This is a genomic window from Comamonas kerstersii (assembly GCF_008801935.1).
In the GTDB taxonomy this organism is placed as follows: Bacteria; Pseudomonadota; Gammaproteobacteria; order Burkholderiales; family Burkholderiaceae_C; genus Comamonas; species Comamonas kerstersii.
This window is the reverse complement of record NZ_VZOT01000003.1, coordinates 32,271-58,671: the sequence shown is the minus strand read 5'-3', so window position 1 is coordinate 58,671 and position 26,401 is coordinate 32,271. Positions and strand designations below refer to the sequence as shown.

Sequence of the window (26,401 nt, the reverse complement as noted above, 5' to 3'; positions counted from 1 at the left end):
GCCGCCATGTTTGCCTATATTCTCAAACGCATTTTTTTGATGATTCCCACGCTGCTGGGTGTGCTGCTGCTGACCTTTGTGGTCATTCAGTTTGTGCCCGGCGGCCCGGTGGAGCAGTACCTGGCCGAGGCCAAGGCCGGTGCAGGTGTCGGGGCTGAAGGCGGTGGCATGGCCTACCGTGGCGCGCAGGGGGTAGACCCGCAACGCATTGAGCAGATCAAGGCCTTGTATGGCTTTGACAAGCCTGCCCATGAGCGCTTTGTGCAGATGCTGGGCCAGTTTGCGCAGTTTGATCTGGGCACCAGCTTTTTCCAGAACAAGCCCGTGTGGGAGCTGATTGTGGAAAAGCTCCCGGTCTCCATCAGTCTGGGGCTGTGGACCTTTCTCATCAGCTATCTCGTGGCAGTGCCGCTGGGTGTGGCCAAGGCAGTGCGTGCAGGTTCGCGCTTTGATCTGGTGACGACGCTGATGATTCTGGTGGGCTATGCCATTCCCGGTTTTGTGCTGGGCGTGGCACTGCTGGTGATTTTTGGCGGGCAGCTGCAATGGTTCCCGCTGCGCGGGCTGACCTCGGCCAACTGGGAGTCGCTCAGCCTCATGGGCAAGATCACGGACTATCTGTGGCACATCGCCTTGCCGGTCACAGCCATGGTGGCAGGCAGCTTTGCCGTGACTGCCATGCTGACCAAGAATGCTTTCCTCGAAGAAATCCGCAAGCAGTACGTGCTCACGGCGCGTGCCAAGGGCTTGAACGAGAAGCAGGTGCTGTACCGGCACGTGTTTCGCAATGCGCTGATTCCCATCATCACCGGCTTTCCTGCGGCGTTTATTGGCGCGTTCTTTGCGGGTTCCCTGCTGATTGAGACCTTGTTCTCGCTCGATGGTCTGGGCCTGCTCAGCTACGAGAGTGTCATCCGGCGCGACTACCCTGTGGTGCTGGGTTCGCTCTACCTCTTTACCCTGATTGGTCTGGTGACCAAGCTCATCAGCGACCTGTGCTATGTCTGGGTCGATCCCCGTGTGAAATTTGATTGAAATATGGCGCTAACGCAATCCCCATCTGCGCAAGCAGCTATATCTATGCAAGCAGAAAACACCGCCTTGCCGCGTTCTCTTTCCCCCAGCCAGCGTGCCTGGCAGCGCTTTCGTCGCAACAAGCTGGGCTTTTACAGCCTGGTGCTGTTTTGTGTCATGGTGGTGGTCAGCCTCTTTGCTGAGGTGGTCAGCAACGACAAGCCGCTGGTGGTGCGCTATGAAGGGCAGTTTTACTTCCCGCTGCTGAAAAACTACCCGGAAACCGTGTTCGGCGGCGACTTTGCCACGCCCACGGATTACCTGGACCCCTTTATCGAAGCGCAGCTGCACCAGCCCGGCAACTGGGCCATCTTCCCGCTCAACCGCTACGGGGCAGACACCATCAACTACTTTGCCAAGGCACCCAACCCAGCCCCGCCATCGCGGGAAAACTGGCTGGGCACGGACGACCGTGGGCGTGACCTGCTGGCCCAGCTCATCTACGGTTTTCGCCTGAGCGTGCTGTTTGCGCTGGCGCTGACGGCGGTGGGCGTGGTGCTGGGCGTCATCACTGGCGCCATTCAGGGCTTTTTTGGCGGCAAGGTGGATCTGACCTTCCAGCGCTTTATTGAGATCTGGGGCTCCATGCCGGAGCTGTACCTGCTCATCATCTTCAGTGCCGTGCTGGCCCCCAGTATCTCCTTGCTGCTGGTGCTGCTGAGTCTGTTTGGCTGGATGGGGCTGTCTGACTACGTGCGCGCCGAATTTTTGCGCAACCGCCAGCTGGACTATGTGAAGGCCGCACGGGCGCTGGGTGTGCCCAATGGACAGATCATCTGGCGGCACATCCTGCCCAACAGCCTCACACCCGTGGTGACGTTTTTGCCGTTTCGCATGAGTGCCGCCATTCTGGCGCTGACCTCGCTGGACTTTTTGGGCCTGGGCGTGCCGCCCGGCACCCCGAGCCTGGGTGAGTTGCTCAATCAGGGCAAGAACAGCATTGATGCGTGGTGGATTTCGCTGTCCACCTTTGGTGTGCTGGTCATCACCTTGCTGCTGCTGACTTTTATGGGCGATGCGCTGCGTGATGCGCTGGACCCCCGCAAGGCACAGGCCAGCGACGCGAAGGAGGGCGCATGATGCAACCAGACCAAAATCCACAGCCGCTGCTGTCCGTGCGCGACCTCAAGGTGCGCTTTGGCAGCAAGCAGGTGGTGCATGGCGTGAGCTTTGATGTGCGCGCTGGGGAAAAGCTGGCGCTGGTGGGCGAATCCGGCTCGGGCAAGACCGTGACTGCGCTCAGTCTGCTGCGGCTGGTGGGCGAAGCCCAGCTCAGCGGTCAGGCCCTGTTCGACGGGCGAGATCTGCTGGCACTGACCGAGCGCGAAATGCGTGGCGTGCGTGGTGGCGATATCGCCATGATTTTTCAAGAACCGATGACCGCGCTCAACCCGCTGATGACCGTGGGTGCGCAGGTGGCGGAAGTGCTGCAGCTCAAGCAGGCGCTGAGTAGCCAGCAGGCCTGGGCGCAGGCCGTGGAGCTGCTCGCCGCCACGGGCATTCCAGAGCCTCAGCGCCGCGCGCAAAGCTATCCGCACCAGCTCAGCGGCGGCCAGCGCCAGCGCGCCATGATCGCCATGGCGCTGGCATCGCGCCCCAAGCTGCTGCTGGCCGATGAACCTACGACGGCGCTGGATGTGACGCTGCGCATGCAGATGCTGGAGCTGCTGGGCGATCTGCAGCGCCAGACGGGTATGGCGCTGCTGCTGATTACCCACGATCTGCATCTGGTGCGCCGCTTTGCCGACCGCGCCGTGGTCATGGAGCATGGCGTGCTGGTCGAGCAGGGGCCGGTGGCGCAGCTTTTCGAGCATCCACAGCACCCCTATACCGAAAAGCTGCTGCACAGCCAGCCTGAGCGCGAGGTGCAGGCGGTTGATATCGCCGCTCCCGTGGTCGTGCAGGCGCAGCAGCTGCGCGTGGGCTACCCCGTGCCGTTGCCAGGCATCAAGGGCTGGTTCAGCAAAGGGGAGTTTGTGGCCGTGCAGGGCGTGGATGTCTGTCTGCGCCAGGGGCAGACGCTGGGTGTGGTGGGCGAGTCCGGCTCGGGCAAATCCACGCTGGCACAAGCCATTCTGGGGCTGTTGCCCAGTCAGGGGGAGCTCCAGATTACGGGCCAGTGCTGGCAGCAGCCAGCCATGCGCAATACGCCTGCGAACCAGGCCTTGCGGCGCATGGTGCAGGTGGTGTTTCAGGACCCGTTCTCGTCGCTCTCGCCGCGCATGACGGTGGAGGAGATTGTGGGCGAAGGCCTGCGCGTGCATGCCCCTGATATCAGCGAAGCAGGCCGTCGTACCCAGGTGCTGGAGGTGCTCCAGAGCGTGGGCTTGAGTGAGCAGCAGTTCCCGGGGCTGCTGCAACGCTATCCGCATGAGTTCTCAGGCGGTCAGCGCCAGCGTCTGGCGGTGGCGCGGGCCTTGATTTTGCGGCCCAAGGTGCTGGTGCTCGATGAGCCCACCAGTGCGCTGGATGTGACCATCCAGAAACAGGTGCTGCAACTGCTGCAACGCCTGCAGCGCGAGCTGGGGCTGAGCTATCTGCTGATTACGCACGACATGGACGTAATCCGCGCCATGGCGCATGAGGTGATGGTGATGAAAAACGGCCAGGTGGTAGAGGCCGGCAGTGTCGAGCAGGTGCTGCAGCAACCCCACCATCCATACACCCAGCAACTTGTGCAGGCCACGCTGTAGCAGTGGAAGGTGCTACAAAATTTGCAATCCCTTTACAGACCGTGGCGTAAAACTTTGCGGTGCCTGCCTATGATGGCTTCATCAGCAAGCACCGTCACAAGGAGGCGCTATGAGCCCAAACAAGATCACCGCAGCGCTGGCTGCATTCGTGCTGGGCAGCACATCGCTGATGGTCAGCGCACAGCCCATGCCTCCCGGGCACGGAGGCCCAGGAGGTCCGGGCCGTGGACCTGCCGCAGTCAAGTCTGCGCATCCAGGTGGTAAAGCGCCCGGGCATGCACCGAATGCCTACAGGCCCGCTCCTAACATGGCAGGCAAACCCATGCACCCCCATGGCATGCCACCGGGGCAGGCCAAGCGCATGGGCGCAGGCCCGCAGTACAACTGGGTCAAGGGATCGCGTGTGCGCCGCAGTACCGCACGCCACACTACGTGGTCAATGACTGGCGAGGGCATGGTCTGAAGGCGCCGCCCCGAGGCCATCAGTGGGTGCAGTACGGTGCGGACTACATGCTGGTTGCCATCGCCACGGGCGTGATCGCGCAGCTGATTCTGGGCCGTTAAAACCAAGAGTCTGCAACCATGGACTGCTGCAAGCTTTGCAGCATGAAGCTGGATGCAGGTGTTCATCAAAAAAGCCGATGCTGATGCATCGGCTTTTGTTTTGATAGCTGCTTGCGTTTGTTTTTAGGAGCTTTCAGATATAAATCATGTGGAATTCTTTATAAATCAAGCGCAAGCAGCTATGGTTTTATGAGTACGAGCCTGTGGGGTTGACGCCATCCTGATGCACCCAGAGCACCTTGGTCAGGTCTACGCCCAGCTGCTGCGCATGGTGCAAAAGGCGCTCCTGCACACCATCGGGCAGGGTGGGAGTGCGCGAGAGAATCCAGAAATAGTCCAGCTTGTCGCCAATCACCATGGCCCAGCGGTACTTGTCGTCCAGGGCGACCACGTTATAGCCACCGTAAAAAGGGCCGAAGAAGGACACTTTCAGTGCCGCAACGTCAGGCCGGATGGTGGGCATGGCCTTGCCGAAGGAGATCTTCCATTCTCCGCGCTTGGGGTCATAGCCGCGGTTGACCACCTGAATGCGTCCATTGGGCAGCAGGCTGTATTCGGCCTGCGTGCGCTGCAGGCCTTTTTCAAAACTGTGGTCAATGCGTGCCACCTCATACCACTTGCCCAGATAGCGCTGCAGCTCAAAGTCTTCGACCGGGTGAATGCCCTGCGGTATGCGCGGATTGCGCGTGGCGTAGAGGGCAAGGCCTGCTACGGCGACCAGGCCCAGCGTGCACAGTGCTGCCTGGTTGACGCCAGACCGGGCCTGTTGAGGCGGCTCGCTGGCAATCTGAGGCAAATGGCCTGCCTTGCGATGCTGCAGCAGTGTGGCCTGAATGCTTTGGACGGTGTTTTGCAGGGCATCCTGCGTAGCGCAGCGCGGGCAGCTGGGTAATGCGGAGTGCGTGCTGGAGCGACGAAAAAGCGGCATGGGTATGTTCCTGTAGCGATGAACACAAAAGGCGCACCAAAAACTTGGCACATCTGCAGACATCGAGCACCAAGTATTTGCAGCAGCAACTGCCAGGGCATTGTAGGTGGCGGCTGTGAAATGCTGTCGTAACGATGGCTGCAAACGGTGTTGCTATGGATAAAAGTGATTGCAGCTACTGCGTGGTGTGATGCGTGTGTAGTGCTGCGTCCCTGGATCTATCCCAGCTTGCGCGAGCATGATCCTGCAACAGTGGCCATGGTATCCATGCTGAGCAAAATCTGGCACAAGGAGTCTGCAGCGCGTTGTCAGGTCCATAGCACCAGCCTTTTTTTGTGTTTTTCATGGGATTTCAAGAATAAACAGAGCGAATGTGGAAAAATACGCTGTTTACTCAAACTTCAACTGGAGAAATTGCCATGGGCAATAAAATCGTTACTGAAGCTGACCGCAAGCGCACACCCCGTCCCGTTCCTCCTCAGGGTGTGACCCTGCTGCCCCAAGGCCGTGGCCAGCGCGTGAGCTTGGAGCGTGGTTCCCACACTCGCAGCAAGAAGAATCCTGGCAAGCGTGCTCACTCGGGTTAATTCCCGTCAGCACGGCTGGACTGCATAGCCCAGTCGCCAAGCAAAGCCTCAGACCTGTGTCTGGGGCTTTTTGCATTTCGGACGCTTGCCGTGTACATGGGTGCTGTCATGCGGCTGGCATCAAGGGTAGGATGCCAGTCTGAAATATCTGAATGCTGGCCCCGGGCCTGGAGAGCAGAACAAGATGAACAGTGATCAAGCCCCCGTAGGGGTTGTCTGCCTGTGTGCAGCATGGTGCGGTGTGTGCCGTCAGTACGCACCGGAGTTTGAGGCCCTCAAAGCCAGGTTTCCGCAGGTGCGCTTTGACTGGGTTGACGTCGAGGATGAAGAAGAAGTCGTGGGCGATGTAGATGTAGAAACCTTTCCCACATTGTTGATTGGGCAAGGCTCCAAAGCCCTTTTTCTGGGGCCGCTGCTGCCGCAGATCAAAGTACTGGAGCGCTTGCTGACATCGTTGCTGGCAGGTGAGTCTGGAGGGATGGCAGTCTCTGAGGAGGCCGATGCATTGTGGCAACGCGTATGCAAAAAATGGCAGTGATGCCTACAGGAATTGCATGTGGCTGACATCGCGAATCAACACTTTGCGGATACAATAAAGCATTCACGACCAAACGGGCGGATACCAACCGCCCGTTTTTTTTGGTCGGTTGCTTTTGGAGCTCGAAGCCGTCCCCAAGCAATTGCAGGATGGTTGTCGGGTTTTTCGTACTTCCGGGATTGAACTTAGCACGTGGCACTACAGCAAATTGTTGAACAAACCGTAACGGGTCTGGGCTATGACCTGGTGGAAATTGAGCGCTCGGCCGGTGGCCTGCTGCGCATCACCATCGATCTGCCTTGGCAGGCGCCTGAAGAGGGCGTCGATCCGCTACCAGAGGCTTTTGTGACTGTGGAAGATTGTGAAAAGGTCACGCGCCAACTGCAATTTGCACTGGAGGTGGAAGGGGTGGACTACACGCGTCTGGAGGTTTCCTCTCCTGGCATCGATCGTCCCCTGCGCCATGAGCAGGATTTTGTCCGCTTTGCTGGCTCTGAGATTGACATCACCCTGAAGGAAGCCATTGGTGCAGCAGGTGCAGGTGTGGTCAATGCCAATCGCAAGAAATTCCGCGGCACGCTGGAGCGCGCGGAAAATGGTGGCTGGCAGATTGTCTGGAGTGATGAGCCAGCACGCAAACCCGGTGCCAAGGTGAGCAAAAAGCGTGAGCCCGCACCATTGCAGGCTATGGGCTTCACGCTGGATGAGCTGAAAGAGGCACGACTGGCTCCTGTGGTGAACTTCAAGGGGCGTGGCGTCAAGCCCGTTTAAGACGAAGACATTGCTAAATGCTAAACAGGCGTCCCGGCAGGCGCCACGCTGGAAAGAATTGAAATTAGGAGAGTCATCGCATGAACCGCGAACTGTTGATGTTGGTTGAGGCCATTTCGCGCGAGAAGAACGTAGAACGCGATGTGGTGTTTGGCGCCGTTGAGCAGGCTTTGGCGCAGGCCACCAAGAAGCTGTACGAAGGCGAAGTGGACATTCGCGTTGCGATCGATCGCGACACTGGTGACTACGACACCTTCCGTCGCTGGGTCGTCGTGCCCAATGACGCAGGTCTGCAAAACCCTGAGGCCGAAGAGCTGCTGATGGATGCTGAAGAGCGCAGCCCTGGTATTGAAGTGGGTGAGTTCATCGAAGAGCAGATCGAGTCGCTGCCCATCGGCCGTATCGGCGCGATGACTGCAAAGCAGGTCATCCTGCAAAAGATCCGTGACGCTGAGCGCGAAATGCTGCTCAACGAATTCCTGTCGCGCGGCGAAAAGATCTTCACCGGTACCGTCAAGCGCATGGACAAGGGCGACATCATTGTCGAATCCGGCCGCGTGGAAGGCCGCCTGCGTCGCAGCGAAATGATCCCCAAGGAAAACCTGCGCAATGGCGACCGCGTGCGCGCCATGATCATGGAAGTGGATCTGACACTGCGTGGCGCCCCCATCCTGCTGTCGCGTTCGGCACCTGAGTTCATGATTGAGCTGTTCCGCAATGAAGTGCCAGAAATCGAGCAGGGTCTGCTGGAAATCAAGAGCTGCGCACGCGATCCCGGCAGTCGTGCCAAGATTGCGGTGCTGTCCCATGACAAGCGCGTAGACCCCATCGGCACCTGCGTGGGTGTGCGTGGCTCGCGTGTCAACGCAGTGACCAACGAACTGGCTGGTGAGCGCGTGGATATCGTGCTGTGGTCTGAAGACCCCGCACAGTTCGTGATCAATGCACTGGCTCCTGCGAACGTGTCGTCCATCGTGGTGGACGAAGAAAAGCACGCCATGGACGTGGTGGTGGACGAGGAAAACCTGGCCATCGCTATCGGTCGTGGCGGTCAGAACGTGCGTCTGGCTTCTGACCTGACAGGCTGGAAGATCAACATCATGGATGCAGCTGAGTCTGCACAGAAGCAAGCTGAAGAAACCAGCTTTGCGCGCAAGCTTTTCATGGAAAAGCTGGATGTAGACGAAGAGCTGGCCGACATTCTGGTGTCGGAAGGTTTTGCCAGCCTCGAAGAAGTGGCCTATGTGCCGCTGTCTGAAATGCTGGAAATTGAAGCTTTCGATGAGGAAACCGTGACTGAGCTGCGTGCCCGTGCAAAGGATGCGCTGCTGACCATGGAAATCGCTCAGGAAGAAAGCGTGAGCGCGGTCTCGCAGGAACTGCGTGACTTGGAAGGTATTACACCCGAGATTGTGGCCAAGCTGGCAGCAGGTGGTGTGTTGACGCGTGATGATCTGGCTGATCTGGCCATCGACGAGCTGACCGATTTGACCGGCCAGTCGGAAGAAGAGGCCAAGGCCTTGATCATGAAGGCGCGTGAACACTGGTTCGCCGACGGTCAGGAATAAGGGTCAGGGAGGATAGAACGGAGATATGTCTTTGAACACTGTTGCAGAGTTCGCCAATGAACTGAAAAAGTCCCCCGAAACCTTGCTTGTGCAATTGCAGGCAGCGGGCGTTTCTAAGCGCGCGATTACTGACGTCCTGACGGAAGCTGACAAGCAAAAACTGCTGTCTCACCTCAAAGCCGCACATGGCCAAGAAAGTGAAGGCAAGAAAAAGATCACGCTGACGACCAAGTCCACCAGCGAGATCAAGCAGGCCGATGCCACAGGTAAGGCCCGCACCATTCAGGTGGAAGTGCGCAAGAAGCGTACTTTCATCAAACGTGACGACACCCCAGAGGTGGCTGCAGAGGCTGCAGCCCGCTCTGCGCAAGCTGCGCAGGCTTCCAAGGAACTGGTACGCCGTGAAGAGGAAGCGCGCAAGCAAGCAGAGATGATCAAACAACAGGAAGACCAATTGGCCCAGGAACGCCAGGAACGCGAAGAACGTGAGCGTAAGGAGCGCGAAGCTGAAGAGCGCGCGCGTGCATACGCAGAAGCTGAAGCTGCCAAGCAGCGTCAGGTAAAGGAAGCCCAGAAGGAAGCGCAAGCGGAAGCTGCTGCTGCAGCTGAAGCACGTGCCAAGGCGCAAGCCGAAGCCCGTGCCAAGGCAGAAGAAGAATCGCGCCAGCGCGCAGCTGAAGAAGCCGCGCGTGCCAAGGATCTGGAAGATCGTCGCCGCAAGGCACTGGCTGAGGCTGAAGCCATTCGCGCCATGATGGCAGCACCTAAGAAGGTGCTGGTGGCCAAGAAGCCTGAAGAGCCCAAGAAGGCAGCGCCTGCCGCTGACGCCAAGAAGGACCCCAAGGCTGCGCCGGCCAAGGATGCCAAGTCGGCTGTCAAGGCTCCTGCTACTGCTGCCAAGGACGACAAGTCCGGCACCAGCGGTCGCGGCGGCAAGGACAAGGATGGCAAGTCCAAGTCCGCATGGGGCAGCGATGCTCCTGGCAAGAAGAAGGAAATCAAGACCCGCGGTGACGCCGGTGGTGATAGCCGTGGCAACTGGCGTGGTGGCCCCAAGGGTGGCCGTCGTGGCAATGATCGCAACGACCAGCGCAACAGCCAGCCTCAGCAGCAGGAATTCCGTGCACTGGAGATTTCCGTGCCCGAAACCATCACTGTGGCCGAACTGGCCCACAAGATGGCGGTGAAGGCTTCCGAGCTGATCAAGGTGCTGATGAAGATGGGCCAGATGGTCACCATCAACCAGCCGCTGGACCAGGACACCGCCATGATCGTGGTGGAAGAAATGGGCCACACCGCCAAGGTGGCAGCGCTGGACGACCCAGAAGCCTTCAGCGAAGAGGATGCAGCACGCTACACCGGCGAGCTGCTGCCTCGCGCACCTGTGGTGACTGTGATGGGCCACGTGGACCACGGCAAGACCTCGCTGCTGGACTACATCCGTCGCACCAAGGTGGCAACTGGCGAAGCTGGTGGTATTACCCAGCACATCGGTGCCTACCACGTCAAGACGCCTCGCGGCATCGTGACCTTCCTGGATACCCCCGGCCACGAGGCGTTTACCGCCATGCGTGCCCGTGGTGCACAGTCCACCGACATCGTGATTCTGGTGTGTGCGGCTGACGACGGCGTGATGCCCCAGACCAAGGAAGCGATCAAGCACGCCAAGGCTGCTGGTGTTCCTATCGTGGTGGCTATCACCAAGGCCGACAAGCCTGAAGCCAACCCCGAAAAGGTCAAGCAGGAGCTGGTGGCTGAAGAAGTGGTGCCTGAAGAATACGGTGGTGATTCGCCGTTCATCGCTGTGTCCTCCAAGACCGGCATGGGCATCGACGAGCTGCTGGAAAACGTGCTGCTGCAAGCCGAAGTGCTGGAACTGAAGGCGCCTGTGGATGCATCCGCCAAGGGTCTGGTCATCGAAGCACAGCTGGACAAGGGCCGTGGTACCGTGGCAACGGTGCTGGTGCAGTCCGGTACGCTGAAGGTGGGCGACGTGGTGCTGGCTGGTCAGACTTATGGCCGCGTGCGTGCCATGGTCGACGAAGACGGCAAGCAGACCAAGGAAGCTGGTCCTTCGATCCCTGTGGAAATTCAGGGCTTGAACGAAGTGCCTCAGGCTGGCGATGACTTCATGGTCATGTCCGACGAGCGCCGTGCCCGCGAAATTGCGACTTACCGTGCTGGCAAGTTCCGCAACACCAAGCTGGCCAAGCAGCAGGCTGCGAAGCTGGAGAACATGTTCTCCGAGATGAGCGCTGGCAACGTACAGACACTGCCTCTGATCATCAAGGCCGACGTACAGGGTTCGCAGGAAGCGCTGGCTGCCTCGCTGCTCAAGCTGTCGACCGACGAAGTCAAGGTGCAGATCGTGTACTCCGGCGTGGGTGGTATTTCCGAATCCGACGTCAACCTGGCGCTGGCTTCGAAGGCCATCATCATCGGCTTTAACGTGCGTGCTGATGCCCAGGCCCGTAAGACGGCTGAAGGCAACGATGTGGACATCCGCTACTACAACATCATTTACGATGCGGTAGACGAAGTGAAGGCTGCCATGTCCGGCATGCTGGCTCCCGAGAAGCGCGAAGAGATCATCGGTATGGCCGAGATCCGCACCGTGTTCGTAGCGTCCAAGATCGGTACGGTGGCTGGTTCCTACATCACCCAGGGTCACGTGACCCGCAACGCACACTTCCGTCTGCTGCGCGACAACGTGGTCATCTACACGGGTGAGATCGAATCGCTGCGCCGTATGAAGGACGATGTCAAGGAAGTCAAGGAAGGCTTCGAGTGCGGTATCAAGCTGCGCAACTACAACGACATCCGCGAAGGCGATATGCTGGAAGTCTTTGAAATCAAGGAAATCGCGCGTACGCTGTAAACTATAGCTGCCAACGCTGATGAATAAAGGGTTTGAAGGTCGCAAGGCTTTCAAACCCTTATCTGACTAGCGCTACAAGCTCACAATTTTTAATGGCACCTAAACGTAAATCTGCTGCGCCCAACCGCAGCTTCAAAGTTTCTGACCAGATCCAGCGCGATCTGGCGGAGCTGATCGCCCGTGAGTTGAAGGACCCACGCGTAGGCATGGTCACACTGCAAGGTGTGGAAGTCACACCCGACTATGCACACGCCAAAGTGTTTTTCAGCCTGCTGGTGGGTGATCCCGACGAGACACAAAAGGCCCTGAACCAGGCAGCAGGCTTCCTGCGCAACGGCCTGTTCAAGCGCCTGCACATTCACACTGTGCCCACCCTGCATTTCATCTACGACCGCACCACTGAGCGTGCTGCTGACATGAACGCCTTGATTGCCAAGGCTGTGGCGTCGCGCGGTCCTGAAGAGAACCAATAAGCCTATGAACGCCACGCGCACACGGGTGCAGCGGCGCCCTGTGCATGGGGTGGTGCTGCTCGATAAACCGCTGGGCCTGTCCAGCAACGACGCTTTGCAGAAAGTGAAGTGGTTGCTGCGCGCCGAAAAAGCCGGTCACACTGGAACGCTGGACCCTCTGGCCACGGGCGTGTTGCCCCTGTGCTTTGGAGCGGCGACCAAGTTCAGCCAGCTGCAGCTGGAAGCTCCCAAAACCTATATCGCTGTAGCCCGTCTGGGGCAGGTGACCACCACGGCCGATGCCGAAGGTGAGGTGCTGCGTGAGCGTCCTGTGGAGCTTGCGTCTTACACGCCTGAGCTGCTGGCGCAGGTGCAGGCCAGGTTCACAGGCCCGATCAGCCAGGTGCCGCCCATGTACAGTGCCCTCAAGAAAGATGGCAAGGCGCTGTACGAGTACGCACGGGCTGGCATAGAAATTGAACGTCCTGCAAGAAACGTCACTATTCACGCTCTGGACATGGTTTTGTGTCAGGATGCGGACGGATTTGCTGCCTTGCAGCTGACGGTGACGTGCAGCAAGGGCACCTACATTCGTACACTGGCAGAGGACATTGGCGAGGCACTCGGTTGCGGTGCCCACCTGCGTTCACTGCGCCGTACTGATACGGGCGGCATTGGTGTCGATCGCTGCATCACTTTGGATGCCTTGATCGCCATGCCCGAAGAAGAGCGCCTGCATGTGGTGCAGCCGGCAGATTGTCTGCTGCATGCCCACACCCGCGTGGTGCTTGATGCGCGCGAGAGCGGACGGTTTCTGACCGGTCTGCGCCGCCGTGGTGACTGGCCCGATGCCGAAGCCGTTGCCGTTTATGGAGATGAACCGCGCGCCTTGCTGGGTGTGGGGCACATCACAAGTGGGGAGCTGATACCCGATCGCCTGCTCAGCCCCCTAGAAATTCAACAAATTTTGGAAGGCACGCCGCGCGCATAAGTCTCGTGGCATTTTGGAAACCGTATGAGCAAAGAAATCCGCAACATCGCCATCATTGCGCACGTTGACCATGGTAAGACCACCATGGTTGACCAGTTGCTGCGCCAATCCGGCACATTCGCCGAACACGAAAAAGTGGTTGACACCGTGATGGACAACCACGCCATCGAACGTGAACGCGGTATCACGATTCTGGCCAAGAACTGTGCCGTGTCCTGGAAGGGCACCCACATCAACATCCTCGACACACCCGGCCACGCGGACTTCGGCGGTGAAGTGGAACGTGCGCTGTCCATGGTGGACGGCGTGGTGCTGCTGATCGACGCGCAAGAAGGCCCCATGCCTCAGACCCGCTTCGTGACCAAGAAGGCACTGGCCCTGGGCCTGCGTCCTATCGTGGTGGTGAACAAGGTGGACAAGCCCGGTGCGAACCCCGACAAGGTGGTGAACCTGGCATTTGACCTGTTCGACAAGCTGGGTGCGACCGACGAGCAGCTGGACTTCCCCATTGTGTACGCCTCCGGTATCAACGGCTGGTCGTCCAAGGAAGAGGGCGTGCCCGGTGAGAAGTGGGGCGAAGACATGTCGGCCCTGTTCGACACCATTCTGGAACACGTGCCTTCTGTCAAGGGTGATGCTGAAGCGCCTCTGCAGCTGCAAATCTCTGCGCTGGACTACTCCACCTTCGTGGGCCGTATCGGCGTGGGCCGTATCACCCAGGGCACGATCAAGCCCGGTCAGCAAGTGACTGTGATGGCTGGCCCTGAAGGCAAGCCTTACACCGGCAAGATCAACCAGGTGCACACTTTCCAGGGTCTGGACCGCGTGCAAGCCACCGAAGCTGGTCCTTCCGAGATCGTGCTGATCAGCGGTATTGAAAACATCGGTATCGGTGAAACCGTGACCGATCCTGCCAATCCTCAGCCTCTGCCCATGCTGAAGATTGACGAGCCTACCCTGACCATGAACTTCTGCGTGAACACCTCGCCTCTGGCAGGTCGTGAAGGCAAGTTTGTGACCAGCCGTCAGATCTGGGACCGCCTGCAAAAGGAACTGCGCTCCAACGTGGCCCTGCGTGTCAAGGAAACCGACGAAGACGGTATCTTTGAAGTGTCCGGCCGTGGTGAACTGCACCTGACCATTTTGCTGGAAGAAATGCGCCGCGAAGGCTACGAGCTGGCCGTCTCCAAGCCCCGCGTGGTGATGCAGACCATCGATGGCGTGAAGTACGAGCCTATCGAGCTGGTGACTGCTGACATCGAAGAAGGCCACCAGGGCGGCGTGATGCAAGCTCTGGGCGAGCGCAAGGGCGAGCTGGTGAACATGGAACCCGATGGACGTGGTCGTGTGCGTCTGGAATACCGCATTCCAGCACGTGGCCTGATCGGCTTCACCAACGAATTCTTGAACCTGACACGTGGTTCCGGCCTGATCTCCAACATCTTCGACGGCTACGAGCCCCACAAGGGTGACATCGGCGGCCGTAAGAACGGTGTGCTGATCTCCATGGACGACGGTGAAATCTTCACCTACGCCCTGGGCAAGCTGGACGACCGCGGTCGCATGTTCGTGAAGGCTGGCGACCCTGTGTACGAAGGCATGATCATCGGTATCCACAGCCGTGACAACGACCTGGTGGTGAACGCAACACGTACCAAGCAGCTGACCAACTTCCGCGTGTCCGGCAAGGAAGATGCGATCAAGATCACACCTCCTATCGAGCTGTCGCTGGAATACGGTGTGGAATTCATCGAAGACGACGAGCTGCTGGAAATCACTCCTACCAGCCTGCGCGTTCGCAAGCGCTTCCTGAAGGAACACGAGCGCAAGCGCGCTTCGCGTGACTAAGACCTGCTCACACAACACGTCATCCGTTGTTGTGTGCTGCCAGTCGCACTAAGCACAGTAGCTGGGGCATGTCCCCAGCTATGCCAAGGCCGCCATGGAGCGGCCTTTTTTGCGTCTGTACAGGCGTTGTGAGCGCTGCCGCTGACCTATGGTTTGTCCTAGGAATGCAGCAAGGGTGACAAAGTTTGCCGCTGGCCTGCGCTATGGTTGCCGCATCAGGAGACACAAGGAACACAGCGCAATGACACAAGCAAGTTCAGACATCGTGGCCGAGGTACGTGGCCAGGTCGGTTTTATTACGCTAAACCGCCCCAAAGCCATCAATGCACTTTCGCTGGGCATGGTGCGTGATCTGTACGCCCAGCTGCTGGCCTGGAAAGACGACCCACAGGTGCTGGCGGTTGCCATTCGTGGCAGCAACAAGGAAGGGGTGTTTGGCCACTTCTGTGCAGGCGGAGACATCCGCTTTCTGCACCAGGCAGGCAGCACGGGCAACCCGCAGCTTGAAGACTTCTTTACCGAGGAGTACACGCTCAACCACCTGATCTTTCACTATCCCAAGCCCTATATCGCCTTCATGGACGGCATCGTCATGGGCGGTGGCATGGGCATTAGCCAGGGGGCGAGCTGGCGCATCGTCACGGAAGCGACCAAGATGGCGATGCCAGAGACCATCATTGGCCTTTTCCCCGATGTGGGTGGCGGCTACTTCCTCTCCCGCTGCCCCGGCGCCGTCGGCGAATGGCTGGCGCTCACGGGTGACACCATTGGCGCGGCAGATGCTATTGGATTCCGCCTGGCTGATGCCTTTTTGCCCGCCGCAGAGCAGGGCGCGTTGTGGGATGCGCTGGGTGTGCAGACCTTTGCAGACAGCCATGCCGTGCAGGCCTTTGTGCAGGCCAGCACACCAAAGCAGGCGCCCGGCGCGCTGCGTGATCTGGCGGAGATCAACCGTGTGTTTGCTCTGTCTTCCGTGCAGGACATCATTCGTGCGCTGGAAGCAGACACCGCCAGTGCATGGGCACAGAGCACGGCTGCAGCGCTGCGCAAGCGCTCACCGCTGATGCTGTTTGTGGTGCTGGAGCAGATCCGCCGGGCCCGCAAGCTGGGGGTGGCGGATGACTTGCGCATGGAACGCGACATGGTGCGCCACTGCTTTTATCTGCGCCCTGGCCAGAGCGAGACAGTGGAAGGCATTCGCGCGCTGGCGGTGGACAAGGACCACAACCCGCAGTGGAACCCTGCACGCATCGAAGATGTGCCTGAAGACCTGTGGAAAGCCTTTTTTGTCAGCCCCTGGCCTGCGCACTCCCACCCGCTGGCTGCGCTCAAAGACAGCTGAGCAGGCACTGGAGAAGACATGAAAAAAAAACCACCTGTGCAGACCACAGGTGGTTGGTTGGAAATTTAAAAAGTAGAGCTGCCAGCGCTTGCAGATAAAGGGTTTGAAAAATAAATCTATTCAAAACCCTTGTATATCAAGCGCTGGCAGCTTTTTATTTGATAGCTGCCGGCAGGCAATCAGCCCCCCAGCAGTGCAGGCTCCTGGCGGTTGTCAGCCAGGTGTGCTGTGCCTGCAGGGCTGGGCTTGCCCAGATGCTGCTCTGCCAGTCTGAAGGCATCTACCAGCTTGCGCAGCTGCTCGGCCTGTGCGTACAGATGCCCGGCGGCAGCGCTGGATTCTTCCACCAGTGCGGCGTTCTGCTGGGTCATCTGGTCCAGCTGGGCAATGCTCTGGTTGATCTGCGTGGCGCCCGTGCTTTGCTCCAGCGTTGCAGCGTTGACCTCTGACACGATGTCCTGCACGCGGGTCACGTTGTCCAGAATGTCGCGCATGGCTGCGCCTGCTTCCTGCACCTGGTTGTTGCCAGCCGTCACGCTTTGCAGATTGCTGTTGATGAGCTGGCGAATTTCCTTGGCCGCTGCAGCACTGCGCTGTGCGAGGGTGCGCACTTCGCCTGCCACCACGGCAAAACCGCGGCCTTGCTCGCCAGCGCGTGCAGCTTCCACCGCTGCGTTGAGTGCCAGGATGTTGGTCTGGAAGGCAATGCCGTCGATCACGCCGATGATGTCGCCAATCTTCTGGCTGCTTTGCTGGATCTCCTGCATGGTGTCCTGCGCCAGTCTGGCTTTTTCAAAGCCCAGCTGCGTGGCCTGCAGCGAGTTGCGCGACAGGTGCTCTGCCTGGCGGGTGGAGTCCGAGCACTGCTGGGCTGAAGTGCTCAGCTCTTCAATGGCTGCCGCGCTTTCTTCCAGATTGGCCGCGGTGTTTTCGGTACGGCTGCTCAGGTCATTGCTGCCGCTGGACACCTGGGCGCTGGCCGTGGAAATGCTTTGTGAGGCCTGCAGCACCTGGGCCATGGTGCGGTTCAGGGCATCGCGCATCTGGTCGATGGATTGGAGCAGCTCGCCGGTCTCATTGTGTGTGTAGTGTGTCTGTGCAGGCTGGCTCAGGTCCAGCGCTGCCATGGCCTTGGCTGCAGCATTGGCGCGCAGCAGTGGCTCGGTGATGCTGCGTGTCACCGCGATGGCCAGCCAGATGCCCAGGGCAAGCGCTGCTGCCGAGAAAATCATCAACTGCACCATGCTGTCCGCACGCAGTTCTGCGCTGCGATGGGCCATCGTGTCGAGCTGCTGGCGCTGGTATTCGGTCAGTTCGGCCACTTTGTCCAGGTAGGCCTGCATGGTGGGCTCAAAGCGGTTGGTGAACACCTGCTCTGCTTCACCCATGCGCCCCGCATTCTTGAGCGCTGCAATGTCCTTGCGCAGGCTGAGATACGCGTCACGCAGCTTGGAAGCCTCCGCCAGCATCTGCAGCTCGTGTGGAGACTTCAGATTGGCTTCGATGATCTTCATCTGGCGTGCCGTGTCGGCGGTCGCGTCCTTGGTGGCCTTGTCAAAGTAGGCCACCAGGCTGGTGTCAGTGCTTTTGGCAATGGCTGCTGCGCGCTGTACACCCGACGTCACGTTCTTGGACCAGTTGGCCAGGGCGCGCTCGGTCAGCAGCACTTCGCCAACCATGTGATTCAGGATTCTGTCTTGTTCGCGCGTCTGATAGAGGGAGAGGGCGCTGCTGCCCATGAATAAAACCAGAATGCTTGCTAAGACGGCCGCGAGCTTGCGGCCAATGGACCAGTGACGGAAAAACATGTTCCCCTTCGTGTCGGATCAAGATTGGGAGGCCTGGCACAGATCGGTGTGCAGGTCTCTGAAGTGATTGGAGTGTCAGAACGCAGGGAGAACCGTCAGCACAGCTTTAGGGGGGTGAATTTGCTTCACCTGTGCGTGCGACGTGTGCGGTCTGCAGCGCTGCTATGCAGTGCGGGCAGCTCTGATGACGTAAGTGACTTCCAACTTCAGTTTAATAGTGAAGCATTTGTGACATTTGGGCGACAAATGTAAACGCACTGAAATAGTGCTTTATCGCAAAGGTGTGCATCTTTCTTGTGCGTGCATATTGATTTTTGTTTCTTTTGGGTGCACTGCAGCATCCAGCTTGCAGCTCTATTCAGCCCATAAGTTCACCGCCAAGGCCCGTGAAGGCTTGGTATGTGCTGCATGGACAGCGAAGTCTGTCATCGCAAAACGCGCAATGTCCGAGTGTGACAAGGTGTGTTTTTTGCGTCTAATTGCTTGATTGCCAATAAGCGCTGCAGGTGCTGTGGCCACCAGCGCAGAGCACCGCCTTTGACAGGTGGCTCCGCCCGGCTCAAGAAAAACAATGGAGCAAGCAATGAAGACCACAATGCGGCGCATTCTTCCTTATGAACTGGCATTGAATGAGGCGCTGCCCTGGACGGTATATGACGAGTTCGGCAACCTGCTGCTGCGCGAAGGCTATGTGATTCGCCAGCAGCGGCATCTGGACTCACTGTTCACGCGCGGTGCCTACATCTATGAGCAAGCTCCAGACGAGGAGGTGGAAGAGGCCCAGGCCGCACCTGTGGCAGCACCGCGCCAGCGTGTGCCGCACAAGGCTGAGCCGGTGTTTGTGCGCACGCGCCGGTTAGCCAATAGCCTGGAGCGTCTGCACGCCAGTTTGCTGGCCGGTGAGCTGCGCAACGACATGCGCATGCTGGTCATTGGCATGGCCCACGTGATTGCTCAGGCCTGCAAGGACGATGCGGATGCGTTGCTGGCGGGTCTGCATACCAACCGCTCCCACAGCTATCTGGTGGTGCAGCAGCTGCTGGGCGCTGCTGTGGTGGAAGTGCTTGCTTCTGAAGCAGGGATCGATGAGGACATGCGCACCTCCTGGGTCTGCGCCGCACTGACACGCGATGTGGGCATTCTGGACCTGCAGCAGCAGCTCGATACCCAGACCCGGCCGCTGACTGCGGAGCAGCAGGCCGAAATACGCTGTCACCCCGCCTATGCAGAAACCATGCTGGGTCAGATGGGTGTCAAAGACCCACTCTGGCTGCAGGTGGTGCGTGAGCACCATGAACGCTGTGACGGCACGGGCTACCCACAGCGCCTGCTGCGTGATGCCATCTGTGATGGTGCGCGCCTGCTGGCTGTGGCGGACTCTTACGCTGCCATGGTCACATCACGGGCCAATCGCACGGCGCGACTGCCGCGCCAGGCCATGCAGACCCTGTACATCGAGCGCGAGACAGCCTATGACAGCGCCTGGGTGCTGGCACTGGTGCGCAGCCTGACACTGTTCCCGCCCGGCAGCATGGTGGCTTTGCACAATGGAGATCTGGCACTGCTGCGCACCCGCCAGCGCAAGCCGCAGGACATGCAAGTGTGGGCCGTGCAAAACCGCAGTGGTGCACTGCTGCAGCCGCCGCAGCCACGCAGTACGGCGCAGCCTGACCATGCGGTGGAGCAGCCTGTTGCCGTGCCTGAAGCACTGTACGCCGCCATCGACTGGGCCAGTCTGTGGCAGCCGCCCGAGCCACCCACACAGGTCGAGCCACAGGCAGAAGCTGTATAAAAAATTGCCCGGCCTTGCGAAAGGCGGTGGTGCCTGGTGCTGCAAGGGGTCGTCGAGGAAAAATTTTCAAATAAAAAACATAGCTGCAAGCGTATATGCAGCAAGGGAAAAGCAGTTTTTTGTACTGCTTTTTGGGAATAACCTTGCAACTTGCCGCACCAAGACTTGCGCACTGCAGCATAAGTTCTGTTAGAGTGAGCATCTTTGAGCTTGCTGCTCATGGCAGTAAGTCTGATTTTTCAGCCGCCACAGTAGGCGGTTTTTCTTTACCTCCGTCCATCAGGCGTGGCCCCCGCCGGTGGAATGCAGCACAGGGCCAGTCCTCTCTAAATTACGTTTTCCCAAAAAAGCGTAAAGCGGCTTGCTTTTGAGCCACCTTTTTTCTGCGCCAGCGCTGTGCTTGCGCCACTTTGTTGAACTACGTTTCCCCGACCTTAGAAGTCATCGGCAGATATGCGCTGACACCAGCCGCCGAACTGACAAACAGCGGTTCCTACACCGCCTCGCTTTCCATCCGCAGCGGCCACGGCCAGAGCACGCATGATCGCGTGTTTCGTTTTGTGCCTGACTTTGATACCGCCGCCGCTGCCCTGCGCTACGCCTGCCGTGAAGGCCGGCGCCTGCTGCAACAGCCGGGCCTGACTGCCTGACATCCCATCGAAGGAGATCCCATGTCAAAAGAAGATCTGATTGAAATGCAAGGCCAGGTCATGGAAGTGCTGCCCGACTCGCGTTTTCGCGTCACGCTGGACAACGGCCATGAACTGGTTGCCTACACCGGCGGCAAGATGCGCAAGTTCCGCATCCGCATCCTGGCTGGTGACAAGGTCACCCTGGAGATGTCGCCCTATGACCTGAACAAGGGCCGCATCACCTTCCGACATATCGAGCAGCGTTCGCATGCTGGCCCATCGGCCGCCAAGCGTCGCCCTCACCGATAAATCGCACAGAGCAACCACCTCTTTTCTTTTCCCCTGGCACGGCGTGGTGGCTGTGCGTTTTTTCTCTCAAGAGTTTCACCATGAACAACAAACTGTACGTTGGCAATCTGGCCTATTCCGTCCGCGACAACGATCTGGAGCAAGCATTCTCCGAATTCGGTAACGTCGTATCCGCTAAGGTCATGATGGAGCGCGACTCCGGCCGTTCCAAGGGCTTCGGCTTTGTGGAAATGTCTTCCGACGCTGAAGCACAAGCAGCCATCGAAGGCCTGCACGAGCAGCCTCTGGGCGGCCGTAACATGATGGTTAACGTGGCCCGTCCCCGTGAAGAGCGTCCTGCCGGCTTCGGCGGCGGCTTCCGTGGCAACAACGGCGGCGGCGGTTTCCGCGGCGGCCGTGAAGGCGGCTTCGGTGGCGGTTTCGGCGGTGGCCGCGATCGTTACTAAGCACTCAGATTTCGCTGTCTTTCCTGGAAGGGCAGCGCGCTGACAAAAAAATCTGCCCTTGTGGCAGATTTTTTTTCGCCTGTGCATGCCTGCCGCCGGGCTACAGTGGCGGCATGAGCCCCATGCTTGCAGGCGCGCAGCGCATTCTCATCCTTGGCAGCCCCGGAGCCGGTAAATCTACCCTGGCCCGGCAGCTGACGCACAGCATGGCTTTGCCGCTGGTGCACCTGGATGCCCTGTACTGGGCGCAGGGCACACCACCCGCAGCTGCACAGTGGCGCAGCACGGTGGAACAGGCCATTGCACAGCCTGCCTGGATCATGGACGGCCATTACCCCAGTAGCCTGGCGCAGCGTCTGCAACGTGCAGATGCGGTGATTTATCTGGACTTTCCTCGCAGCCTGTGCCTGTGGCGCGTGCTGCGCCGCAGCTGGCAAGGCCAGCGTGCCGATGGCGTGCCAGCCACATCGCTGCCGCGTTGGGATTGGCGCTTTGTGCAGCGTGTATGGCACTCCCCCAGTGTTCAGCGCCCACGGGATATGGCGCTGCTTTCTGCTTTTGAGGGCCCGGTGCTGCGGTTCACAGGGCCTTCCGCTTTGCAGCAATGCTTGCACGAAGCTAAATACTTATAAATTAATAGCTGCTAGCGCTTGCTGGGTAAGCGTTAGAGCCACTTTTTATACTTAAAGTTCGGTGCTGGCCGCAGGCAGCCACTGCTGCACAAGCGCAGCCTGAAAGCTGCAACTCCAGGCCATCTGCTCCTCACCCAGCTTGGCCTCTCTGGTCTGCGGCGCAATCCTTGCTGAAAAGCTATGGGCCCTCAATCTGATGGGCCACGGTATCAGCGGTGATGGCGTTGTCGCTGCAGGCTTGTGCTCAGTCGCTGCAGCACACTTTGTTGCGGCCACTGTTTTTGGCCGCATACAAGGCGGCATCGCTGCGCTTGATCATTTCATTCAAGCTGTCTCTGGCCTGGTCGAGATACAGGCTGCTTACGCCAATGCTCACGGTGATGTGGCCAACAGGTGCAAGGTGTAAATCTGCAATGCTTTGGCGCAGATGCTCCGCCATGTGTTTGGCACCTTGAGCATCGGTGTCGGGCAAGAGCAGCACAAACTCTTCACCCCCAAAGCGCGCGAGCACATCGGAGTCGCGGGCGCGTTCAGCCAGAGTACGGGCCAAGGCTTGCAGCACCATATCACCCACATCGTGGCCATAGGTGTCGTTGATGCGCTTGAAGAAGTCGATGTCGATGCTCAGTACGCTGAGCGGCCGTGCATTGCGAACGGCCAGGGCCAAAGCCAGTGCAGCGCGGGCTTCAAAACCGCGGCGGTTGAGCAGCTGTGTGAGTGGATCGGTCGTCGCCTGGCGCTCCAGCTCCGCATTGGCTTGTTGCAGCTCCAGAGTACGCAGGCGCACTTGCGCCTTCATCTCGTCATTGGCCTGCAGCAGTTTTTGCGTCATGTGGGACAGCGACGCGCTCAGCAACTGCACTTCTCGGTTGCTGTTCATGAGTGGCAGGGGGGTATCTACCGCACCAGCATGGATGCGGCCTGCCGCCTGGGCCAGGGTCTTGAGGTCATCGCTGACGTGCTTGGCCAAGCGCCAAGCGATCAATGCGCCCAGAAGCCCTAGGAACAAACCAGCTGCCAGGGCCATCCAGATCACGCGGTTGGCATCGGCATAGGCCATTTCCAGCGGCTGGCGCGCTACGATCCACCAGCCCAGGTCAGTGACTGTAGCTGGCAGCTGGACTGCCGTGGTCAGATAAGGCTGGGGCCTGTCTTTCCAGGTGGCGGACACTGGCGCACCAGTCAGCGCATCTTGTAGTTGCTTGCCTTGCAGCGGCAAGCTTTGGCCTAAGTCGGTGTAGGGAGCCATGACTCCTGCCGGTGCATAAATCAGCGCCCCTTGGTGGTCGAAGATAAATACGCTTTGCTGCAGCTCCGTACCAGGCCCTTGGAGCAGGCGCTCTACCGAATCGCGTATCCAGTCCCAGCTGCAGTGCACGCCCAGCACACCCGCAATATGGCCGTCTGGGTGGTAGATGGGGGCCGAGAAGTCCACCAGACGCAAGGGCTCGCCGGTCATGCTGCGTGGCAGCAAATCTGCCAGCAGCTTGGCGGGGTGCACTTCGCTGATAAAGGGTGTGCTCATGCCTTCCTGAAACCAGGGGCGTGCAGCCACATTCGCACCTTGCAGCATGCCTTGTGTGGCATTGCGTACCGTGCCTTGTGTATCAGCGACGCCAATCCAGACGTTGTGTGGGTTGATATGTTGCACGCGGTCAAGCATGGTGCGTACGCTGTCGGCATCCAGGCCGCTTTCCCACAGCTCTTTGGCACGTGCCAGCACTTGTGTGCGGTGGCTTTGCTGACTGATTTCTTCGTGCAGCAAGGTCACAGTGTTGTGCGCGACCATGTTCAGGCTGGTCGCGGCTTGTTGCTGCAGGCGCAGTTTGAGGATTTCCCCCCACAGCAGACACAGTGCAATGGTCAGCAATGCCGTAAAACTGCCAAATACCAGTGCAATGTGGGTGCGAAAACTTTTGGCGGGAGGGCTGGAAGGGGTCATAACGCGGGGGGCAGGAGAAAGAGGCTGCACAGGGTGCGTGTAGCAAGGCGCAATCATCAATGTATGCGCTTTGCAAGTTCCATGCTGGGGCTTGTTGTGGTGAAGCTCCAGTTAAGGAAGCGCTGCATTAAGCGCTTTCGCGCGCGATGGCTTGACTTTGAAAGACCTGCTAGGCAGTGGTCGCAACGAAGAAACAACAACTTGCCGATGATGCTTTGCACGCCCTAGACGTTCGTTTTTTGGCTGCTGATTTTTGATGGATGCAGAGTATCCTCAAGCGGCATGCTTGTCGCTGTAAGCCATTCATGATGATTGAATATTCCCAGAAAGAATCAGCGGCATCATCCACCACCGACATCACCGCTGGCACCGGCAACCGCAACATCGTTGCCATCTGCCGTGCGAGCACTTCGGTATCTTGCCCTGCATAGACCCAGATCAACATGCCACGACCAGGCCCATGTTCTCCACGAGCTTGAGGCAGAACTGACTGGGCAAGGGCGTCACCAGTTGGGCATGCTGCGGGAAAGGTCAGGGCGTTGCCGCAGGCAGCCACTGCTGCACAAACGCTGCCTGAAAGCTGCGAATCCAGGCCATGCGCTCCTCTCCCAGCCGCCTTCCGGCTGCGGTCTGCATGCTGGCGGGCAGGGTGGCGAGCTTGACCTCGATATGGTCCAGCGTGTACGTCACATCATCGAGCGGGCGCTGCTGCGCCAGAGGGTCAGAGGGGTGGGCCAGCGCACGGCCCAGCTGACCGCCCACGCTGAACATGCGTGCAATGCCTACAGGGCCAAGGGCATCGAGCCGGTCAGCATCTTGCACGATCTTTGCCTCTATGGTCTGTGGCGCAATACCTGCCGAAAAGCTATGGGCCTCAATCGCATGGGCCACGGCATCGAGCTTGTGCGCGGGAAAGCCTCGCGCTCGCAGCGCAGCGACTGCTTTTTCTGCCGCCATGCGCGAAGCCTGTGCCCGCTGCGGATGGTTTTTGGGCAGATTCACACAGTCATGCCACAGGCAGGCAGCGTGCACCACTTCGGTATCTGCTTCGGGGTGGTCTTGCAGCAGGATTTGGGCAGTGGCCCAGACTCGGGCAATGTGGGTGGTGTCGTGGGCGGGGTCAGTGGCCTGCATTTTTTAATGTATTAATGAGAAGTAGAGAAATGTCTGAATCAGTGATTGACACCGGCAGCCGCAACATGGTTGACCCCTGTTGATTGGCAGAAAACAACACCCCCGGTGCCAGTAAAACCCCTTGCGCTGCCATCTGCCGTGCCAGCACTTCGGTATCGCGCCCTGCATCGGCCCAGATAAACATGCCGGCCAGTGGCTCCTGGTGCACGACCAAGCCCATGTTCTCCACGAGCTTGAGGCAGCGCTGGCGGGCCGTGTCCACCCGTTCGCGCAGGCGCTGTACATGCTTGCGGTACTGGCCATCGGCAAGGATGCGGTGCACCACGCGTTCGCCCAGCTCCGGGCTGGTCAGGCCGCTGAGCAGCTTGGCATCCGTCAGCGCGCGAATGCGCTCGGGCTGTGCGGCCACATAGCCCACGCGCAGACTGCCAGCCAGTGTCTTGGAAAAGCCCCCAATCAGCAGCACACGGCGCAGCCGATCCAGCGTCGCCAGGCGCATGGGCTGTGGCACAAAGTCTGCATAGGTGTCGTCTTCCAGAATCAGAAAGTTGTGCTGCTCGGCCAGGCGCAGCACGTCATAGGCCACGGGCAGAGAAAGGCCAAAGCCCGTGGGGTTGTGCACCACGGTGTTAGTGATCAAGAGCTTGGGCCGGTGCGCCCTGGCCAGGCGCTCCAGCACTTCCAGATCAGGGCCATCGCGCAGACGGGGCACAGGCAGCACCTGCACGCCCAGTGCGCGCAGCAGACCAAACACCATGAACCAGGCGGGGTCCTCCACCAGCACGGCGTCGCCCGCGCGCAGGGTGCTGCGCAAGATCAAATCCATGCCTTGGGTGACGCCGGTGACGGTCATCAGCTCCAGTTCAGGGTCTATCTGCAGCCCTTGCGCCAGCAGCATGGCGCTGATTTGCTGGCGCAGTGGCGCGTATCCCTGTGGCTCGCCATAGCCCAGCAGCTGCATGCCTGCACTGCGGCCCACGGCACGTACGGCGGCGTTGAGCATGTCGTGGTCCATCCAGCTCTGGGGCAGCAGGCCGGTGCTGCCGTCAAACTGCACCTGTCCATGGCTGCGGAACATGCTGCGCAGCAAAAAGGGGGTGTCAAAAGCCTGTCCTGCAGAAAGACTGGGCATTTCAGGGGTGGAGGGCGCATGCAGCCTGCGCTGGGTGCTCACAAAAAATCCAGCACCGGGGCGCGAATGCAATAAACCGAGCGCGACCAGCCTGTCATAGGCCTGCACCACGGTGTCGCGGCTCACGCCTGCGCTGTCTGCCAGCTGGCGAACAGAAGGCATGCGGGTGCCCGCACGCAGGCTGTGGTTGCCCAGCAGCTGCTGGCAGTGCTGCACCAGTTGCTCGACCAGCGGCGGGCTGTCGCTGCCGCGCAGGGGTTGCCAGCCCAAGGCGTTGCTGCTGTCAGCGGTTTGGGGGTGTACTGTTCGGGTGTTTGAGGCCATACAGTCTCTAAAGTGA

General features: G+C 59.4%; 25 protein-coding genes. 19 read left to right on the top strand and 6 right to left on the bottom strand.

Annotated elements, in window-relative coordinates:
• The first annotated feature begins 6 nt into the window (after window positions 1–6).
• From F7P80_RS05540 to F7P80_RS17385, 5 genes are all read left to right on the top strand, one after another.
• Window positions 7–1,035 carry a microcin C ABC transporter permease YejB gene (locus tag F7P80_RS05540; protein ID WP_151043317.1) on the top strand — a complete coding sequence of 343 codons (1,029 nt, stop codon included), beginning with the start codon at window positions 7–9 and terminating at the stop codon, window positions 1,033–1,035.
• Window positions 1,036–1,080: 45 nt separating this feature from the next.
• Window positions 1,081–2,154: an ABC transporter permease gene (locus tag F7P80_RS05535; RefSeq protein ID WP_249041388.1), complete on the top strand. Its 1,074-nt coding sequence runs from the start codon at window positions 1,081–1,083 to the stop codon at window positions 2,152–2,154.
• Window positions 2,154–3,767, top strand: coding sequence for an ABC transporter ATP-binding protein (locus F7P80_RS05530; protein ID WP_211371997.1), 1,614 nt, complete (start codon window positions 2,154–2,156; stop codon window positions 3,765–3,767). Before F7P80_RS05535 ends, F7P80_RS05530 begins: the two co-directional genes overlap by 1 nt.
• A gap of 109 nt (window positions 3,768–3,876) precedes the next feature.
• Window positions 3,877–4,230, top strand: a complete 354-nt coding sequence (locus F7P80_RS05525) for a hypothetical protein (RefSeq protein WP_428840850.1) — start codon at window positions 3,877–3,879, stop codon at window positions 4,228–4,230.
• Window positions 4,200–4,331 carry an RcnB family protein gene (locus F7P80_RS17385; protein ID WP_428840849.1) on the top strand — a complete coding sequence of 44 codons (132 nt, stop codon included), beginning with the start codon at window positions 4,200–4,202 and terminating at the stop codon, window positions 4,329–4,331. The genes F7P80_RS05525 and F7P80_RS17385 overlap by 31 nt, the downstream gene beginning before the upstream one ends.
• Before the next feature lie 187 nt (window positions 4,332–4,518).
• On the opposite strand, the gene F7P80_RS05520 is transcribed toward F7P80_RS17385, so the two are convergent.
• A complete protein-coding gene (locus F7P80_RS05520; protein WP_151043311.1) occupies window positions 4,519–5,259 on the bottom strand; it encodes a lipocalin family protein in 741 nt (246 codons plus the stop codon).
• A 419-nt stretch (window positions 5,260–5,678) separates the two neighbouring features.
• On the opposite strand from F7P80_RS05520, the gene F7P80_RS16730 reads away from it, so the two are divergent.
• The 9 genes from F7P80_RS16730 (at window position 5,679) to F7P80_RS05480 (ending at window position 16,234) form a co-directional block, all read left to right on the top strand.
• The gene (locus tag F7P80_RS16730) at window positions 5,679–5,846 is read left to right on the top strand and encodes a hypothetical protein (protein ID WP_170265343.1); all 168 of its coding nucleotides are present in this window, start codon (window positions 5,679–5,681) and stop codon (window positions 5,844–5,846) included.
• 184 nt (window positions 5,847–6,030) lie between these two features.
• Entirely contained in the window at window positions 6,031–6,384 is a 354-nt protein-coding gene (locus tag F7P80_RS05515) for a thioredoxin family protein (protein WP_151043309.1), read from the top strand.
• Between the two features lie 192 nt (window positions 6,385–6,576).
• On the top strand, window positions 6,577–7,155 hold the full coding sequence (rimP, locus tag F7P80_RS05510; protein ID WP_054065554.1) for a ribosome maturation factor RimP: 579 nt from the start codon (window positions 6,577–6,579) through the stop codon (window positions 7,153–7,155).
• A gap of 80 nt (window positions 7,156–7,235) precedes the next feature.
• Window positions 7,236–8,723 (top strand): transcription termination factor NusA, encoded by a 1,488-nt coding sequence (gene nusA, locus F7P80_RS05505; protein WP_054065553.1) that lies wholly within the window; start codon window positions 7,236–7,238, stop codon window positions 8,721–8,723.
• 25 nt (window positions 8,724–8,748) lie between these two features.
• Window positions 8,749–11,601: a translation initiation factor IF-2 gene (gene infB, locus F7P80_RS05500; RefSeq protein WP_151043307.1), complete on the top strand. Its 2,853-nt coding sequence runs from the start codon at window positions 8,749–8,751 to the stop codon at window positions 11,599–11,601.
• Between the two features lie 92 nt (window positions 11,602–11,693).
• A complete protein-coding gene (rbfA, locus tag F7P80_RS05495; RefSeq protein ID WP_054065551.1) occupies window positions 11,694–12,074 on the top strand; it encodes a 30S ribosome-binding factor RbfA in 381 nt (126 codons plus the stop codon).
• 4 nt (window positions 12,075–12,078) lie between these two features.
• Complete coding sequence (gene truB / locus F7P80_RS05490) at window positions 12,079–13,044, top strand: tRNA pseudouridine(55) synthase TruB (RefSeq protein ID WP_054065550.1); 966 nt, start codon at window positions 12,079–12,081, stop codon at window positions 13,042–13,044.
• A 24-nt stretch (window positions 13,045–13,068) separates the two neighbouring features.
• Window positions 13,069–14,892, top strand: coding sequence for a translational GTPase TypA (typA, locus tag F7P80_RS05485; protein ID WP_054065549.1), 1,824 nt, complete (start codon window positions 13,069–13,071; stop codon window positions 14,890–14,892).
• Between the two features lie 241 nt (window positions 14,893–15,133).
• Window positions 15,134–16,234 carry an enoyl-CoA hydratase/isomerase family protein gene (locus F7P80_RS05480; RefSeq protein WP_151043305.1) on the top strand — a complete coding sequence of 367 codons (1,101 nt, stop codon included), beginning with the start codon at window positions 15,134–15,136 and terminating at the stop codon, window positions 16,232–16,234.
• 179 nt (window positions 16,235–16,413) lie between these two features.
• Here the strand turns inward: F7P80_RS05480 and F7P80_RS05475 are convergent, their stop codons facing one another.
• Complete coding sequence (locus F7P80_RS05475; RefSeq protein ID WP_151043303.1) at window positions 16,414–18,042, bottom strand: methyl-accepting chemotaxis protein; 1,629 nt, start codon at window positions 18,040–18,042, stop codon at window positions 16,414–16,416.
• Window positions 18,043–18,625: 583 nt separating this feature from the next.
• Between F7P80_RS05475 and F7P80_RS05470 the strand changes: the two genes are divergently transcribed.
• From F7P80_RS05470 to F7P80_RS05450, 5 genes are all read left to right on the top strand, one after another.
• A complete protein-coding gene (locus F7P80_RS05470; RefSeq protein ID WP_170265342.1) occupies window positions 18,626–19,834 on the top strand; it encodes an HD-GYP domain-containing protein in 1,209 nt (402 codons plus the stop codon).
• A 413-nt stretch (window positions 19,835–20,247) separates the two neighbouring features.
• Complete coding sequence (locus F7P80_RS05465; protein WP_058880184.1) at window positions 20,248–20,484, top strand: hypothetical protein; 237 nt, start codon at window positions 20,248–20,250, stop codon at window positions 20,482–20,484.
• 21 nt (window positions 20,485–20,505) lie between these two features.
• Entirely contained in the window at window positions 20,506–20,775 is a 270-nt protein-coding gene (gene infA, locus F7P80_RS05460) for a translation initiation factor IF-1 (protein ID WP_054065223.1), read from the top strand.
• Between the two features lie 80 nt (window positions 20,776–20,855).
• Window positions 20,856–21,221 (top strand): RNA-binding regulator, encoded by a 366-nt coding sequence (locus F7P80_RS05455; protein WP_054065222.1) that lies wholly within the window; start codon window positions 20,856–20,858, stop codon window positions 21,219–21,221.
• Between the two features lie 113 nt (window positions 21,222–21,334).
• Window positions 21,335–21,853: a P-loop NTPase family protein gene (locus tag F7P80_RS05450; RefSeq protein WP_211371996.1), complete on the top strand. Its 519-nt coding sequence runs from the start codon at window positions 21,335–21,337 to the stop codon at window positions 21,851–21,853.
• Window positions 21,854–22,097: 244 nt separating this feature from the next.
• On the opposite strand, the gene F7P80_RS05445 is transcribed toward F7P80_RS05450, so the two are convergent.
• From F7P80_RS05445 to F7P80_RS05430, 4 genes are all read right to left on the bottom strand, one after another.
• Window positions 22,098–23,795 carry a sensor domain-containing diguanylate cyclase gene (locus F7P80_RS05445; protein ID WP_170265341.1) on the bottom strand — a complete coding sequence of 566 codons (1,698 nt, stop codon included), beginning with the start codon at window positions 23,793–23,795 and terminating at the stop codon, window positions 22,098–22,100.
• 169 nt (window positions 23,796–23,964) lie between these two features.
• Window positions 23,965–24,240 carry a hypothetical protein gene (locus F7P80_RS05440; protein ID WP_151043297.1) on the bottom strand — a complete coding sequence of 92 codons (276 nt, stop codon included), beginning with the start codon at window positions 24,238–24,240 and terminating at the stop codon, window positions 23,965–23,967.
• An 86-nt stretch (window positions 24,241–24,326) separates the two neighbouring features.
• Window positions 24,327–24,929, bottom strand: a complete 603-nt coding sequence (locus F7P80_RS05435; protein ID WP_151043295.1) for an HD domain-containing protein — start codon at window positions 24,927–24,929, stop codon at window positions 24,327–24,329.
• Window positions 24,916–26,331, bottom strand: coding sequence for an aminotransferase-like domain-containing protein (locus F7P80_RS05430; RefSeq protein WP_249041387.1), 1,416 nt, complete (start codon window positions 26,329–26,331; stop codon window positions 24,916–24,918). Before F7P80_RS05430 ends, F7P80_RS05435 begins: the two co-directional genes overlap by 14 nt.
• Window positions 26,332–26,401 lie beyond the last annotated feature (70 nt).

Coding starts and splice junctions, on each gene's coding strand:
- F7P80_RS05540 (WP_151043317.1), top strand. CDS start 7: ATGTTTGCCTATATTCTCAAACGCATTTTTTTGATGATTCCCACGCTG.
- F7P80_RS05520 (WP_151043311.1), bottom strand. CDS start 5,259: ATGCCGCTTTTTCGTCGCTCCAGCACGCACTCCGCATTACCCAGCTGC.
- nusA (WP_054065553.1), top strand. CDS start 7,236: ATGAACCGCGAACTGTTGATGTTGGTTGAGGCCATTTCGCGCGAGAAG.
- F7P80_RS05440 (WP_151043297.1), bottom strand. CDS start 24,240: ATGTTGATCTGGGTCTATGCAGGGCAAGATACCGAAGTGCTCGCACGG.
- infB (WP_151043307.1), top strand. CDS start 8,749: ATGTCTTTGAACACTGTTGCAGAGTTCGCCAATGAACTGAAAAAGTCC.
- infA (WP_054065223.1), top strand. CDS start 20,506: ATGTCAAAAGAAGATCTGATTGAAATGCAAGGCCAGGTCATGGAAGTG.
- F7P80_RS05535 (WP_249041388.1), top strand. CDS start 1,081: ATGCAAGCAGAAAACACCGCCTTGCCGCGTTCTCTTTCCCCCAGCCAG.
- F7P80_RS05480 (WP_151043305.1), top strand. CDS start 15,134: ATGACACAAGCAAGTTCAGACATCGTGGCCGAGGTACGTGGCCAGGTC.
- F7P80_RS05470 (WP_170265342.1), top strand. CDS start 18,626: ATGAAGACCACAATGCGGCGCATTCTTCCTTATGAACTGGCATTGAAT.
- F7P80_RS05450 (WP_211371996.1), top strand. CDS start 21,335: ATGAGCCCCATGCTTGCAGGCGCGCAGCGCATTCTCATCCTTGGCAGC.
- F7P80_RS05435 (WP_151043295.1), bottom strand. CDS start 24,929: ATGCAGGCCACTGACCCCGCCCACGACACCACCCACATTGCCCGAGTC.
- F7P80_RS05530 (WP_211371997.1), top strand. CDS start 2,154: ATGCAACCAGACCAAAATCCACAGCCGCTGCTGTCCGTGCGCGACCTC.
- F7P80_RS05455 (WP_054065222.1), top strand. CDS start 20,856: ATGAACAACAAACTGTACGTTGGCAATCTGGCCTATTCCGTCCGCGAC.
- F7P80_RS05475 (WP_151043303.1), bottom strand. CDS start 18,042: ATGTTTTTCCGTCACTGGTCCATTGGCCGCAAGCTCGCGGCCGTCTTA.
- F7P80_RS05515 (WP_151043309.1), top strand. CDS start 6,031: ATGAACAGTGATCAAGCCCCCGTAGGGGTTGTCTGCCTGTGTGCAGCA.
- F7P80_RS05525 (WP_428840850.1), top strand. CDS start 3,877: ATGAGCCCAAACAAGATCACCGCAGCGCTGGCTGCATTCGTGCTGGGC.
- rbfA (WP_054065551.1), top strand. CDS start 11,694: ATGGCACCTAAACGTAAATCTGCTGCGCCCAACCGCAGCTTCAAAGTT.
- F7P80_RS16730 (WP_170265343.1), top strand. CDS start 5,679: ATGGGCAATAAAATCGTTACTGAAGCTGACCGCAAGCGCACACCCCGT.
- F7P80_RS05445 (WP_170265341.1), bottom strand. CDS start 23,795: ATGACCCCTTCCAGCCCTCCCGCCAAAAGTTTTCGCACCCACATTGCA.
- typA (WP_054065549.1), top strand. CDS start 13,069: ATGAGCAAAGAAATCCGCAACATCGCCATCATTGCGCACGTTGACCAT.
- truB (WP_054065550.1), top strand. CDS start 12,079: ATGAACGCCACGCGCACACGGGTGCAGCGGCGCCCTGTGCATGGGGTG.